12 protein-coding genes and 1 pseudogene are annotated in these 13162 nt (G+C 73.6%); 7 read left to right on the top strand and 6 right to left on the bottom strand.

Annotated features, from left to right (window positions below; translation table 11 throughout):
• Positions 1-11 precede the first annotated feature (11 nt).
• Entirely contained in the window at positions 12-713 is a 702-nt protein-coding gene (ung, locus tag ACZ6O5_RS04175) for a uracil-DNA glycosylase (protein WP_343445137.1), read from the top strand.
• On the opposite strand, the gene ACZ6O5_RS04170 is transcribed toward ung, so the two are convergent.
• Positions 702-1466: a helix-turn-helix domain-containing protein gene (locus ACZ6O5_RS04170; RefSeq protein ID WP_465974398.1), complete on the bottom strand. Its 765-nt coding sequence runs from the start codon at positions 1464-1466 to the stop codon at positions 702-704. The two genes, ung and ACZ6O5_RS04170, sit on opposite strands and share 12 nt — an antisense overlap.
• Before the next feature lie 161 nt (positions 1467-1627).
• Between ACZ6O5_RS04170 and tsaB the strand changes: the two genes are divergently transcribed.
• The 6 genes and pseudogenes from tsaB to ACZ6O5_RS04140 all read left to right on the top strand — a co-directional run bounded on the left by tsaB (position 1628) and on the right by ACZ6O5_RS04140 (position 7592).
• Positions 1628-2305, top strand: a complete 678-nt coding sequence (gene tsaB / locus ACZ6O5_RS04165) for a tRNA (adenosine(37)-N6)-threonylcarbamoyltransferase complex dimerization subunit type 1 TsaB (RefSeq protein WP_465974397.1) — start codon at positions 1628-1630, stop codon at positions 2303-2305.
• Positions 2302-2745 (top strand): ribosomal protein S18-alanine N-acetyltransferase, encoded by a 444-nt coding sequence (gene rimI / locus ACZ6O5_RS04160; protein ID WP_465974396.1) that lies wholly within the window; start codon positions 2302-2304, stop codon positions 2743-2745. The genes tsaB and rimI overlap by 4 nt, the downstream gene beginning before the upstream one ends.
• A gap of 6 nt (positions 2746-2751) precedes the next feature.
• A pseudogene (gene tsaD / locus ACZ6O5_RS04155) lies at positions 2752-3815 on the top strand (tRNA (adenosine(37)-N6)-threonylcarbamoyltransferase complex transferase subunit TsaD); the annotation flags it as partial.
• The gene (locus ACZ6O5_RS04150; RefSeq protein ID WP_281938022.1) at positions 3816-4070 is read left to right on the top strand and encodes a hypothetical protein; all 255 of its coding nucleotides are present in this window, start codon (positions 3816-3818) and stop codon (positions 4068-4070) included. It begins immediately after the preceding pseudogene.
• 70 nt (positions 4071-4140) lie between these two features.
• Entirely contained in the window at positions 4141-5847 is a 1707-nt protein-coding gene (locus tag ACZ6O5_RS04145; protein ID WP_465974395.1) for an ABC transporter ATP-binding protein, read from the top strand.
• Positions 5844-7592, top strand: a complete 1749-nt coding sequence (locus tag ACZ6O5_RS04140; protein ID WP_465974394.1) for an ABC transporter ATP-binding protein — start codon at positions 5844-5846, stop codon at positions 7590-7592. Before ACZ6O5_RS04145 ends, ACZ6O5_RS04140 begins: the two co-directional genes overlap by 4 nt.
• A gap of 54 nt (positions 7593-7646) precedes the next feature.
• Here the strand turns inward: ACZ6O5_RS04140 and ACZ6O5_RS04135 are convergent, their stop codons facing one another.
• From ACZ6O5_RS04135 to ACZ6O5_RS04115, 5 genes are all read right to left on the bottom strand, one after another.
• Complete coding sequence (locus tag ACZ6O5_RS04135; protein ID WP_107158835.1) at positions 7647-8384, bottom strand: DUF4142 domain-containing protein; 738 nt, start codon at positions 8382-8384, stop codon at positions 7647-7649.
• A 99-nt stretch (positions 8385-8483) separates the two neighbouring features.
• A complete protein-coding gene (locus ACZ6O5_RS04130) occupies positions 8484-9659 on the bottom strand; it encodes an ROK family protein (protein WP_465975022.1) in 1176 nt (391 codons plus the stop codon).
• Positions 9660-9691: 32 nt separating this feature from the next.
• A complete protein-coding gene (locus tag ACZ6O5_RS04125) occupies positions 9692-10951 on the bottom strand; it encodes a sugar ABC transporter permease (RefSeq protein WP_465974393.1) in 1260 nt (419 codons plus the stop codon).
• The gene (locus ACZ6O5_RS04120) at positions 10948-11766 is read right to left on the bottom strand and encodes an ATP-binding cassette domain-containing protein (RefSeq protein WP_107158841.1); all 819 of its coding nucleotides are present in this window, start codon (positions 11764-11766) and stop codon (positions 10948-10950) included. Before ACZ6O5_RS04120 ends, ACZ6O5_RS04125 begins: the two co-directional genes overlap by 4 nt.
• Positions 11767-11872: 106 nt before the next feature.
• Entirely contained in the window at positions 11873-12976 is a 1104-nt protein-coding gene (locus tag ACZ6O5_RS04115) for a sugar ABC transporter substrate-binding protein (RefSeq protein WP_465974392.1), read from the bottom strand.
• Between the last annotated feature and the right edge of the window lie 186 nt (positions 12977-13162).

Here is a 13162-nt window from a genome sequence, read left to right as displayed (position 1 = left end):
AAAGGTTGCCGATGCCCGACGACGTTCCCGCCCTCGACCTGTTGGCGCTCCTGCCCGAGCCGTGGCGGGAGGCGCTCACCCCGCACCTCGACCCGGCCCGCACCGCGGCGTTGGCCGACTTCGTCGCCCGGGAGTACGCGACCGCAACGGTCTTTCCCCCGCTGGCGGACCTGTTCTCCGCCTACCGGTTGTGCGGGCCGGCGGAGACCCGGGTGCTCATCCTCGGGCAGGACCCCTACCACAAGGCGGGGCAGGCGCACGGGTTGAGCTTCAGCGTGCGGGAGGGCGTGGCGGTGCCGCCGTCGCTGCGCAACGTCTTCAAGGAGCTGGGCGAGGACCTGGGCGTGCCGAAGCCGCGCAGCGGCAACCTCGACGGCTGGGCCGCCCAGGGTGTGCTGCTGCTCAACTCGGTGCTCACGGTCCGCCAGGCCACCCCCGGCTCGCACGCCAACCGGGGCTGGGAGGAGTTCACCGACGCCACCATCCGGGCCCTCGACGCGCTCGACCAGCGGGTGGTCTTCCTGCTGTGGGGCGGCTACGCGCGTAAGAAGGCGGCGCTGGTCACGAATCCGCGGCACGTGGTGCTGGAGGCCGGGCACCCGAGCCCGATGAACCCGCGCGGCTTCCTGGGCAGCCGGCCGTTCAGCGCGGCCAACAAGGCGCTCGCCGACGCCGGTCTGCCCACCGTCGACTGGGAACGCTCAGCCGGCTGACCCGCCGGCGCGGTCGGCTGTGCTGGCCGCTCCTGCTGTGCTGGCCGCTCCTGCTGCGCCGGCCGCCAGGCGTTGCCGGTGCCGGCGCAGCAGCTCGGCCGCGCGCCGGTCGGCCACCTCCACCTGGACCAGCGGCTCGACCGGGTAGGTGCGCCCACCCAGCCGCACCTCGATCGGCTCGGGCAGCTCCTCGACCATCCGGGCCCGCAGCTCGCCGTGGCGGGTCCGCCAGCGGTGCTCGCCCGGCTCCTCGGGCTCGTGGCGCACGCCGCCCCACTCCTCCCAGCGGGCGTTCCACCGCTGCGCGAGCGCCCGAGACAGGAACGCGGTGAACGAGGGGGAGTCCCGCCACCGCACGGCGATCTCGACCGCCTCCACCGGTATCGGCGCGCCCTGCACCATGGCCGCCGTGCTGCCGGCCAGCACGTGGGGCAGGTCGCCGAGCGCGTCGACCAGGCGGTCCAGCCCGAGGCGATCGAGCCGCTCGACCGGGTCGCTGCCGGCCAGCTCGTCGAGCGCCGCGTCCAGGTGGCTGTCGAGCGGCTCGGCCTCGATCCGTAGCTGCCGGTCGAGTGCGGCGAGGAGACGCTCCACGGTGGTCAGGCCGGGTAGCCGGTCGCCTCGTTCGATCCGGGCGATGGCGGCCTGGCTCAGCCCGGCGCGGGCGGCCAGTGCCTGCTGGGTGAGCCCGGCCCGGTCGCGTTCGTGCCGCAGCGTGCGGGCGATCTGGTGGGCCAGGTGACTCTCCGTCATCCCGGCAGGGTGGCATGTCGCGGCGGAGCGATATACCGCTGGGTCATATTTATGACTCTTAGGTATATCGCTGCACCGCACGGTGTTCCCTCCGGATGCTACCGTCCGTGACGGCATGCGGTGGGCGGCCCACGTCTGGGGACGGGCTAGGCTGGCTTACCGTGCTCGTACTCGTGGTGGACTCCTCGACGCCCGCGGTGACCGCGGCGCTGGCCGAGGTCTCGGCGGACGGCGTCGTGCTGCGCGCGTCCCGGTGCACGGTCGACGCCCGGGCCCACGGCGAGCTGCTCGCGCCGCAGGTCGACGCGGCGCTCGCCGACGTGGGCGCGCGCCCGGCCGACCTGGGCGCGATCGTCGCCGGGCTCGGCCCCGGCCCGTTCACCGGGCTGCGGGTGGGGCTGGTCACCGCCGCCACCATGGCCCAGGTGCTCGGCGTCCCCACGTACGGCGTCTGCTCGCTGGACGGCCTCGGCCACGCCGCCGCCGCGGGCGAGCTGGTGCTGGCGGCGAGCGACGCGCGGCGGCGCGAGGTCTACTGGGCCGTCTACGACGGCGCCGGACGGCGCGTCGCCGGCCCGGACGTGGCCGCCCCGGCGGTCGTCGCCGAGCGGGCGCGCGACCTGGCGGTCACCGTCGCGGTCGGCGACGGCGCCCAGCGGTACGCGGACGTGCTCGGCCTGCCGGTGCGGGCCGAGCCGCGCTACCCGGACCCGCTGGCGCTGGCCCGACTCGCCGCCGAGCGGATCCGCGCGGATGCCCCGGGTGAGGCGCTCACCCCGCTCTACCTGCGCCGCCCGGACGCGGTGGCGGCCACCGGCCACAAGCCGGTCCTGCGATGAGGCTGAGCCGGTTCCGCTGGTGGCACGTCGACGAGGTGCTGCCCATCGAGGCGGACCTGTTCGGCGCCGAGCAGTGGTCCCCGGGCATGTTCTGGAACGAACTCGCCAACGGCCACTTCTACCTGGTCGCCGTCGACGACGACGGCACGGTGGCCGGCTACGCCGGGTTGGCCGCGGCCCCGCCCGACGAGGCGTGGGTGCAGAACATCGCGGTCCGCCGGGACGCCCAACGCCGGGGCGTGGGCCGGCTGCTGCTGGAGGCGCTGCTCGCCGAGGCGGCCCGGCGCGGCATCCGCAGCACGCTGCTGGAGGTCGCCGCCGACAACGCCCCCGCGCAGCGGCTCTACGCCACGTACGGCTTCGAGCCGATCGGCGTGCGGCGCGGCTACTACCAACCGAGCAACACCGACGCGCTGGTCATGCAGCGCCACGAGGACTGAACGCGGATGGCTGACGAACCCCTGATCCTCGGCATCGAGACGTCCTGCGACGAGACCGGTGTGGGCATCGTGCGCGGGCACACGCTGCTCGCCGACGCGCTGGCCTCCAGCGTCGAGGAGCACGCCCGGTTCGGCGGGGTGGTGCCCGAGGTGGCCAGCCGGGCCCACCTGGAGGCGATCGTGCCCACCATGGACCGGGCGTTGCGCGAGGCCGGCGTCACCATCGCCGACATCGACGCCATCGCGGTCACCTCCGGTCCGGGTCTGGCCGGCGCGCTGCTCGTCGGCGTCGCCGCCGCCAAGGGGTACGCGGTGGCCGCGGAGAAGCCGGTGTACGGGGTGAACCACCTGGCCGCGCACGTGGCCGTGGACACGCTGGAGCACGGCCCGCTGCCCGAGCCGGCGATCGCGTTGCTGGTCTCCGGCGGGCACTCCTCGCTGCTGCGCGTCGACGACCTGGCCCGGGGCGTGGTGCCGCTCGGCGCCACCATCGACGACGCGGCCGGGGAGGCGTTCGACAAGGTGGCGCGGCTACTCGGACTGCCGTTCCCCGGTGGCCCGTACATCGACCGGGAGGCGCGGGCCGGCGACCCGGCGTCGATCGCCTTCCCGCGCGGGCTGACCGCCGCGAAGGACCTGGTCGGCCACCGGTTCGACTTCTCCTTCTCCGGCCTGAAGACGGCGGTGGCCCGCTGGGTGGAGGCGCGGCAGCGGGCCGGCGAGCCGGTGCCGGTGGCCGACGTGGCGGCGTCCTTCCAGGAGGCGGTCTGCGACGTGCTGGTCGGCAAGGCGCTGGACGCCTGCCGCAGCAGCGGGATCGACACGCTGGTGATCGGCGGCGGGGTGGCGGCCAACTCCCGGCTGCGGGCGATGGCCGAGCAGCGGGCCGCGAAGCACGGCGTCCGGGTGCGTACGCCCCGGCCGAAGCTCTGCACGGACAACGGCGCGATGGTGGCGGCGCTCGGCTCGCACCTGGTCGCCGCGGGCGTCGCCCCGAGCCGGCTGGACCTGCCGGCCGACTCGGCCATGCCGCTGACCGTGGTCAGCGTCTGACCGGGGAGGAAACCGACATGATCGTCCGGATGTGGGAGGCGAAGGCCGAGCCGTACGGCTTCGCCGAGCTGATCACCTGGGTGTGCGAGACCGCGCTGCCCGAGTTCGAGCACGACCCGATGCACGTCGGCAGCGAGGTGTTCTCCTCCACCGACCACCGGCTGGTGGTCATCTCGAAGTGGCGCAGCAACCCCCGGGAGTTGCCCGAACCGCCCACGCGCCTGGTCGCCCGCCCACCGCACAGCTGGGACTTCACCGAGGTCGACCGCTAGGCGACGGTCGTCACGGCGCCCGGAAACTGGTTGGCGTCCGGGACCGGCCGCCACCTAGCGTCGGTGGGTCATGCGCTTCTCACCGGCCGGCGACCCCGGCACCCCCGACGCGCGGTCCGCCACCCGTTACCTGGTGTGGCTCGCCGGGCGACATCCCGTGTACTTCGGCGGCGGCCTGACGCTCGGCGTGATCTGGATGCTGGCCCAGGCGCTGGTGCCGGCCGCGATCGGCCGGGCCGTGGAGGCCGGGCTCGCCCAGCGCGACCCGGACGCGTTGGTGCGCTGGAGCCTCGCCCTGCTCGGGCTGGGGCTGGTCCAGGCCGGCGCCGGCATTCTGCGGCACCGCTGCGCGGTGCACAACTGGCTCGGCGCCGCGTACCGCACGGTGCAGGTAACCGTGGACGCCACCAACCGGCTCGGCGCCGCGCTGCCGCGCCGAGTCGCCGCCGGCGAGGTGGTGAGCATCGGCACGTCCGACATCGAGCACATCGGCAGCGCGATCGACATCACCGCCCGGGGCGTCGGGGCGGTGGTCGGCATCGTCACCGTCGCCGTCATCCTGCTCACCGCGTCGCTGCCGCTCGGGTTGGTGGTGGTGCTCGGCGTGCCGCTGCTGATGGCGCTCGTCGCGCTGCTGATCCGGCCGCTGCACCGGCAGCAGGCGGCGTACCGGGAATCGACCGGCCGGCTCACCGCGCGCGCCGCGGACATCGTCTCCGGCCTGCGGGTGCTGCGCGGCGTGGGCGGGGAGCCGGTGCTGGCCGCCCGCTACCGGGAACGGTCGCAGGCGTTGCGCGCCGACGGCCTGCGGGTGGCCCGGGTGGAGTCGCTGCTCCAGGCCGCCCAGATCCTGCTGCCCGGTGTGTTCGTGGTGCTGGTGACCTGGCTCGGCGCCCGGTTCGCGTTGCGCGGCGAGATCAGCGCCGGTGAGCTGGTGTCCTTCTACGGCTACACCGCGTTCCTGGTCAGCCCGCTGCGCAACCTCACCGAGGCGGCCGACAAACTCACCCGGGGGCACGTCGCGGCCCGCCGGGTGGTCCGGCTGCTGCGGCTCGCGCCGGAGTTCACCGACCCGGCCCAGCCGGTGCCGGTGCCGTCCGGGCCGGGCGAGTTGGTGGACGCGCGCTCCGGGCTGGTGCTGCGGCCGGGCCGGCTCACCGCGCTGGCCGCCGCCGAACCGCAGGACGCGGCCGAGATCGCCGACCGCCTCGGCCGGTACGCCGACGGGGACGTGACGCTGCACGGCGTACCGCTGCGGGACGTGGCACTGGCGACGGTGCGGGAGCGGATCCTGGTGGCCGACAACGACGCGCAGCTGTTCAGCGGCGTGCTCCGCACGGAGCTGGACCCGCACGACCGGGCGGACCGCGCCACGGTCGAGGCGGCGTTGGCCGCGGCCAGCGCGGCGGACATCGTCGAGGCGCTGCCCGGCGGCCTGGACGGCGCGGTCGCCGAGCGGGGCCGGGAGTTCTCCGGCGGACAGCGGCAGCGCCTGCGGCTGGCCCGCGCGCTGGTCGCCGACCCGGAGACGCTGATCCTGGTCGAGCCCACCAGCGCGGTGGACGCGCACACCGAGGCGCGCGTCGCCGACCGGCTGGCCGCGGCCCGGTCCGGCCGCACCACGCTGGTCTGCACCACCAGCCCGCTGGTGCTCGGACGCGCCGAGCACGTGGTCTTCGTGGAGGACGGCAAGGTCGTCGCCGAGGGCCGGCACGAGGAACTGCTCGCCGCCGAGCCCCGGTACGCGGCCACGGTGAGCCGGGAGGAGGACCGATGAGCAACGCGCTGCCCGTCGCCGACGCCGCGCAGGTCCGCCGGTACGTGCGGGAGCTGGTCCGCCGGCACCCGCGTGGCCTGGCCGCCGTGCTCGGCCTGCACGCGCTCGCCGCGGCGGCCGGGCTGGTCACCCCGCGCCTGCTCGGCGACCTGGTCGAGGGCATCTCCCGGGGCGTGGCCGCCACCACCGTGGACCGGGTGGTGGCCGCCATCGCCGCGTTCGTGGTGGTGCAGTCGGTGCTGGTCCGGTTCGCGCACCTGGCCTCGGCCCGGCTCGGCGAGCGGGTCCTCGCCGAGCTGCGGGAGGAGTTCGTCGACCGGGTGCTGGCGCTGCCGCTGTCCACCGTGGAGCGGGCCGGCACCGGTGACCTGCTCACCCGCACCTCCCGCGACGTGTCGGCACTGTCACGGACGGTTCGGTTCGCCGGGCCGGAGACGCTGATCGCGGCCCTGACCGTGCTGCTGATCCTCGGCGCGCTGGTGCTGACCGGGCCGCTGCTGGCGCTGCCCAGCCTGCTCGCGGTGCCGGTGCTCTGGGCCGGCACCCGGTGGTACCTGCGCCGCGCGCCGGCCGGCTACCTGCGGGAGAACGCCGCCTACTCGGACATCACCGACGGGATCAGCGAGACGGTCGAGGGGGCGCGGACCACCGAGGCGCTGCGCCAGGCGGCCCGCCGCCGGGCCCGCGGCGACGCCGACATCAGCCGCTCGTACGCGGCCGAGCGGTACACGCTGTACCTGCGGACCGTGTTCTGGCCGGTGGCCGAGTTCGGCTACCTGGTGCCGATGGTGGCCACGCTGCTGATCGGCGGCTGGTTCCACCTGAAGGGCTGGGCCAGCCTGGGCCAGGTCACCGCCGCCACGCTCTACGCCCAGCAGCTCACCGACCCGATCGAACGGCTGCTCGGCTGGCTGGACGAGTTCCAGGTGGGCGGCGCCTCGCTGGCCCGGCTGCTCGGCGTGGCCGTCGAGCCGGACGAGCGCTCCCCGGCGCCCGTCGCGTCGCGCCGGCCGACCACCGAGGGTCGGCTCGCCGCGCACGACGTCCGGTACGCGTACCGCGCCGGCCACGACGTGCTGCACGGCGTGACGCTGGTGCCCCGACCGGGGGAGCGGCTGGCCATGGTGGGCCCGTCCGGGGCGGGCAAGTCCACGCTGGGTCGGCTGCTGGCCGGCGTGCACACCCCGTCGGCCGGTGCGGTGACCGTCGACGGTCGACCCCTCGCCGAACTGCCCCTGGACGAGCTGCGTACCCACGTCGCGCTGGTCAGCCAGGAGCACCACGTGTTCATCGGCACGCTCGCCGACAACGTGGCGATGGTCCGGCCGGCCGCCGACCGGGCGGCGGTACGCGCCGCGCTGGCCGCGGTCGACGCGCTGGACTGGGCGGAGGCGCTGCCGGCGGGGCTGGAGACGAGCGTGGGGGCCGGCGGGCATCCGCTCACCCCGGCGCAGTCGCAGCAGCTCGCGCTGGCTCGGCTGGTGCTCGCCGACCCGCACACGCTGGTGCTGGACGAGGCCACCTCGCTGATCGACCCGCGGGCCGCCCGCGCGCTGGAGCGGTCGCTGGCCGCGGTGCTGCACGGACGGACCGTGATCGCCATCGCGCACCGGCTGTTCTCCGCACACGACGCGGACCGGGTGGCGGTGGTGTCCGACGGCCGAATCACCGAGCTGGGCCCGCACGACGACCTGGTCGCCGCCAACGGCTCGTACGCCGCCCTCTGGCGCTCCTGGCACGGATAAGGAGGGGCCCCCTCCTAACGCCTGGCGTATAGGAAGGGGCCCCGCTTACGCCCGTCAGGCGCGACGCATCAGCCGCCAGGTCGTGTACCCGCCGGTGCCCAGCGCGAGCAGGAAGACCGCCCACACGATCCCGGTGCCCACCTGGAGCCCGCCTCCGCTGGACGCGTTGGCCTGGGCGGCGGCGACCAGCGAGTCGCTCTGCGCGGCCGGCAGCGCGGGCGGCGGCAACTGCTGCCAGCGGACCAGCCCGGTGCTCTCCAGCATGGTCATGTGGTCGTTGACGAACTTGTTGGCGTCCTCGGCCAGCTTGCGTACGACCGGGTCCTTGGTGCTCGCGCGCACCGCCCCGATCACCGGGAAGATGTTGCCGTGGGCGACCCGGAGCCGGGTGACGAAGATCTGGTCGAACTGCGCGCCGCTGGCGTTCTGCATCTCGGTCAGCCAACCCTTCTGCTGGGTCGTCGGGTCCGTCGGCAGCACCGCCCCCAGCTTGTTCGCCGCCTCGACCACCAGTTGGTCCAGGACACCGTGCTGGCGGGCGATCTCCGCGCCGACCTCCCGTACCCGGGGGGACTGGCCCTTCTCGGCGGCCATCGTGCCGGCCGGCATCTCCCAGAGCCCGGCGAGTCGGACGCCGTTGAGCAGCGTCATGTCCGCGGCGTTCATCTGCACCCCGGGATTGGGGGCGGCCAGGGCCGCGCCGGGAAGAACGCCGATCCCCGCGCCGATCGCGACGAGCAGCAGGGTCACCCGGTGCGCCAGCCGGCGACGTGCGGATTCCAGCGATGCCATGGTTGCGGTGCCTCCTCGGTCCGGACCGGTACGCGGGGTCGCGGGACGGCCGAGCCCACCGGCCGCCCGTCCGCACGTTGGTACGGATCACCGGGCCGATCAGTTCAGCGGGTCGGCCAGGAGGCGTTCGAAGGCCAGCTCGGCGGCGCCGACCAGGGCCGCGTCGTCGCCGAGTTCCGGGGTACGCAGCCGCACGTGCTCCAGGCAGGCGGGCAGCCCGTTGCGGTTGAGCCGGCTGCGCACCTGGGCGGCGGCGGCCAGGTAGAGGTCACGCATGGTGCCGCCGAAGAGGACCATCTCCGGGTTGAAGATGTTGACCAGGTTGGCCACGCCGAAGCCGAGCCAGTCGCCGGCCTGCCGTACCGCGCTCTGCGCGCGGGCGTCCCCGCGGTCGGCCGCGTCGAAGACGCTCAGCAGCGCCTCCCGGCCGCGCGCCTCGGCCCGGCCGGCGGCCCGCAGCAGCCCGTGCTCGCCGATCTCGGTCTCCCAGCAGCCGTACCGGCCGCAGTCGCAGCGCGCCCCGTCGCGGACCACCACCATGTGGCCGACCTCGCCGCCGTAGCCGCCGTGCCCGGTCAGTCGCCGGCCACCGGCGATGATGCCGGCGCCCACGCCGACGTCGCCGTACAGGTAGAGGACGTTGTCGCACCCGGTGGCCGCGCCGCGGGCGTGCTCGGCGAACGCGGCCACGTCGGCGACGTTGCCCACCGTGATGGGGACGTCGATGCCCAGCTCGGCGGCGAGCGCCGCGCCGATCGGCTCGTCCACCCAGCCGGTGGTGGGGCTGAGCCGCACCAGCCCGTCGTCGCGGCGCACCATGCCGCAGACCGCCACTCCGGCGCCGACGCAGAACGAGCCGGCCGGCACCGCCTGGTGCATATCCTTGACGGCGCCGGCCAGCAGCGGGGCGGCCTCGCCGGCGACCAGGTTGCGCGGCCGGTCCAGCTCCCGGCGGTCGAGCACCTCACCGCCGAGGCCGACCCGCGCGGCTCGCAGCCGGTCCACCTCGACGCTGTACGCGTACGCGTAGACCCGTCCCGACTCGGGCCGGACGACGAGTGACGGTCGTCCGGCCCGGCCGGTCTCCTTCGGCGTCCCCTCGCTGACCAGACCGGCGCCGGCCAGGTCGGCGGTCAGCGCGCCGATGGTGCTGCGGTTGAGCCCGAGCGCGGTGGTCAGCTCCGCGCGCGTGGTGGCCCCGTGCACGTGCACGTAGCGGAGCAATGCGCCCAGGTTCTGCCGTCGGATCTCGTCCTGGCTGGGACCCGCGCGCATTGCCACTGCCATGGTGTGTCCGTACCCCGGGGTCAGCGCGTGCCGGTGGCGGCGGCCCGCCGCCTCGACAGCGCGTCGATGGTCGCCGCGGCGAGCAGCACCACGCCGGTGACCACGAACTTGACGCCCGAGCTGTATCCCATCAGTCCCATACCGTTGTCGATCACCGCGACCACCGCGCCACCGAGCACGGCGTCGAGGACCCGGCCCTTGCCGCCGAAGAGGCTGGTGCCGCCGATCACCGCCGCGCCGACGGCGTACAGCAGCACGTTACTGCCACCGGTGTTGGGGTCGACCGAGTTGGCCCGGCTGGCCGCCACGATGCCGCCGATGGCGGCCATCCCGGAGCAGATGACGAAGACCGAGATGCGGATCTTGTCCACGTTGATGCCGGCCCGGCGGGCGGCCTCGGCGTTGCCGCCGACCGCGTAGATGTGCCGGCCGTAACTGGTGCGCTGGAGCACGAACGTCCAGACGACCAGCAGCAGCGCGATGATCGGCACCACGATCGGCACGCCCTTGAGCGAGACCACCAGCACGTTGCGGCTGCGCTCCAGGTTCAGCACGTAGACCGCGACGCCGAGCACCACGGCGAGCCCGCCGATCCGCGCGGCCACCACCGCGATCGGGTCGGTGAGCAGGCCCCGGGCGGACCGGTTGCGGTGCCGCAGGAGCTGCACGGCCGCGTACCCGGCGATGGCCAGCGCGGCCAGCGCCCAGCCCAGCACCGGGGAGATGTTGCGGTTGGCGATCGCCACCAGCACGTCGTCGCGGACCGCGATGTTCGCGCCCTCGTCCATCAGCGTCAGCACGACGCCCTGGAACGCCAGGAAGCCGGCGAGCGTCACCACGAACGACGGGATGCCGACCTTCGCGACCAGCAGGCCGAGCACGACGCCGATGACCACGCCGGTGACGACGGCGGCCAGCACCGCCACGTACCAGGGGTAGCCGAGCACGGTGACGGTGTTGGCCAGGATCGCCGCGCAGACGCCGCTGGCGAACCCGGCGGAGAGGTCGATCTCGCCGAGCAGCAGCACGAAGACCAGACCCATCGCGATCAGCGTGACCGCGGCGCCCTGGGTGAACAGGTTGGCGAGGTTGCCGGCCGTGAAGAACGACGGGCGGGCGATCGAGAAGCCCACCGCGAGCACGACCAGCATGACCACGGCGGGCAGCGCGCCGATGTCGCCGCCGCGTACCCGGCGCCAGTAGTTGTTCACGTGGCTGCCCACGGTCGGCGCCGGGGCGGCGCCGGCCGGGCCTTCCTTCTTCACGACGGTGGCGGTCATCGGACGGCTCCTGGGGTGGTGTCGGCGGGCGCGGCGCCGGTGCCGTTGCTGCCCGGTTCGCCGGCGAGGCCGAGGCCGCCGGAGCGGCCGGCGGTGATCAGCTCGACCACCTGCGAGTGGGTGATGTCGGTGGTCTTCACCTGGGCGACCATCTGGCCGAGGTAGAGCGCCGCGATCCGGTCGGAGACGGCGAAGACGTCGTTCATGTTGTGCGAGATGAGCACCACGGCCAGGCCGTTGTCGGCCAGCCGGCGGACCAGCTCCAGCACCTGGGCGGTCTGCGCGACGCCGAGCGCGGCGGTCGGCTCGTCCAGGATGACCAGCCGGCTGTTCCAGAGCACCGCCTTGGCGATGGCCACCGTCTGCCGCTGACCGCCGGAGAGGCTGGACACGTGCTGGCGCAGCGACTTCACGGTGCGGACGCTGAGGCCGGCGAGCGTCTCGGCGGCCATCTGCTCCATGGTCGGCTCGTCGAGCACGATGCCGCTGCGCTTCTCCCGGCCGAGGAACATGTTCTGCACGATGTCGAGGTTGTCGCAGAGTGCCAGGTCCTGGTAGACGACCTCGATCCCGAGCGCGGCGGCGTCCCGAGGGCTGCTGATGCTCACCGGTCGGCCGTCGAAGAGGAACTCGCCGGCGTCGGTGGGGTAGATGCCGCTGATGCACTTGACCAGGGTCGACTTGCCGGCGCCGTTGTCGCCGACCAGCGCGGTCACCTCGCCGGGGTGCGCGGCGAAGGCGACGTCACGCAGCACCTGGACGGGACCGAAGCTCTTGTCGATCCCGCGTAGCTCCAGCAGGGGGGTTGCGGACACGGGGGTCTCCTTTGGGCGGAGGGAGGTCTCGGATCCCGTCCGGCGTGGACGCCGCCCGGCGCGGGAGTCGTCCCGTGCCGGGCGGCGCCGCCTGAGGCGGGGTGGGTCAGCTCACGCCGGCGTCGGTGCAGAGCTTGGTGAACGCACCGGTGCAGAGCTCGTCCTTGGTGATGTAGCCGTCGGCCACGACGTCCTTGACGCTGTCCTTGTAGATGGCCTTCGGCTCCAGCAGCACGGCCGGGACGTCCCGGTTGCCCTCCGGGTCCTTGACGGTCTGGCCGGTGTCCTTCCGCTCGCCCTTGGCGAGTGCGATGGCCAGCTCGGAGGCGGCGTCCGCCTCCTTCTTGACGGCCTTGTAGACGGTCATGCACTGGTCACCGGCGAGGATGTTCTGCAGACCCTCCTTGGTGGCGTCCTGACCGGTCACCGGGACCTTGCCGTTGAGCTTGTTCTTCTTCAGCACCGAGATGGCCGCGTTGCCGAGACCGTCGTTGGCGGCCAGCACACCGTCGATCTTGCCGTTGGCCTTGGTGAGCTGCTGCTCGAAGATGGTGGCGGCCTGCGCGTTGTCCCACGCCGGCACCGAGTCGTCGGCGACCTTGGTGTACTCCTTCGAGTCGAACTTCGGCTTGAGCACCGAGTCGTACCCGTTCTTGAACAGGGTGGCGTTGTTGTCGGTCGGCGAGCCGTTGAGGTACGCGATCGACGGGTTCTTGGCGCCCTTGTCGGTCAGGCACTTGCTCAGGCCCTCGCCCTGGAGCTTGCCGACGGCCTCGTTGTCGAAGCTGACGTAGTACTGGGCGGAGCCGCCCAGGGTCAGCCGGTCGTAGTCGATCGTGGCGACGCCCTGCGACTTGGCCTTGTCGAGCACGGCCTTGCCGGTGCCGGAGTCCAGGTTGACGATCATCAGCACGTTGACGCCGTTGGTGATCATCTGGTCGGCGATGGTCTGGAACGCGGTCTTGTCGTTCTGCGCGTTCTGGATGTCGGACTCGACGCCGGCCGCGTCGAACGCCGCCTTGAGGAACTTGCGGTCCGCGCCCTCCCAGCGGGCGGAGGACTTGCTGTCCGGCAGGATCACGCCGATCTTCGGCTTCTTGTCGTTCGAACCGCCGGCCTTGTCGGAGGAATCGCCGCTGTCTCCACAGGCGGCCATGCTGCCGGTCGCGAGGAGACTGACGGCCGCGAAGGTGAGGAAGCCCTTGCGCATGTGCACGGGTCCTTTCGGGGGGTGGGGGAGTTGTTGACGGTGTTTTGTTGTGTCCGGCAACGTATTCCGCGCTTCCCGCGCTCCGCAAGAGTGCCGAGGTCAGAAGTTTGTTGGCGGCGGTAACAATTCAGCAACGCGGTTGTCACCTGGCGGACACCGGCTGCGGAAACGCTCCCAGCGTCCGGT

This window comes from Micromonospora sp. NPDC049201, assembly GCF_055586805.1.
Note: the sequence above shows the minus strand (reverse complement) of the source record. Positions and strands in the feature narration are given on the sequence as shown.

What these genes read in the sequence shown, in the direction of transcription:
- ACZ6O5_RS04140 (WP_465974394.1), top strand. Translation starts at nt 5,844, where the DNA reads ATGAGCAACGCGCTGCCCGTCGCCGACGCCGCGCAGGTCCGCCGGTAC.
- ACZ6O5_RS04125 (WP_465974393.1), bottom strand. Translation starts at nt 10,951, where the DNA reads ATGACCGCCACCGTCGTGAAGAAGGAAGGCCCGGCCGGCGCCGCCCCG.
- ung (WP_343445137.1), top strand. Translation starts at nt 12, where the DNA reads ATGCCCGACGACGTTCCCGCCCTCGACCTGTTGGCGCTCCTGCCCGAG.
- ACZ6O5_RS04170 (WP_465974398.1), bottom strand. Translation starts at nt 1,466, where the DNA reads ATGACGGAGAGTCACCTGGCCCACCAGATCGCCCGCACGCTGCGGCAC.
- rimI (WP_465974396.1), top strand. Translation starts at nt 2,302, where the DNA reads ATGAGGCTGAGCCGGTTCCGCTGGTGGCACGTCGACGAGGTGCTGCCC.
- ACZ6O5_RS04145 (WP_465974395.1), top strand. Translation starts at nt 4,141, where the DNA reads ATGCGCTTCTCACCGGCCGGCGACCCCGGCACCCCCGACGCGCGGTCC.
- ACZ6O5_RS04150 (WP_281938022.1), top strand. Translation starts at nt 3,816, where the DNA reads ATGATCGTCCGGATGTGGGAGGCGAAGGCCGAGCCGTACGGCTTCGCC.
- ACZ6O5_RS04135 (WP_107158835.1), bottom strand. Translation starts at nt 8,384, where the DNA reads ATGGCATCGCTGGAATCCGCACGTCGCCGGCTGGCGCACCGGGTGACC.
- ACZ6O5_RS04115 (WP_465974392.1), bottom strand. Translation starts at nt 12,976, where the DNA reads ATGCGCAAGGGCTTCCTCACCTTCGCGGCCGTCAGTCTCCTCGCGACC.
- ACZ6O5_RS04130 (WP_465975022.1), bottom strand. Translation starts at nt 9,659, where the DNA reads ATGCGCGCGGGTCCCAGCCAGGACGAGATCCGACGGCAGAACCTGGGC.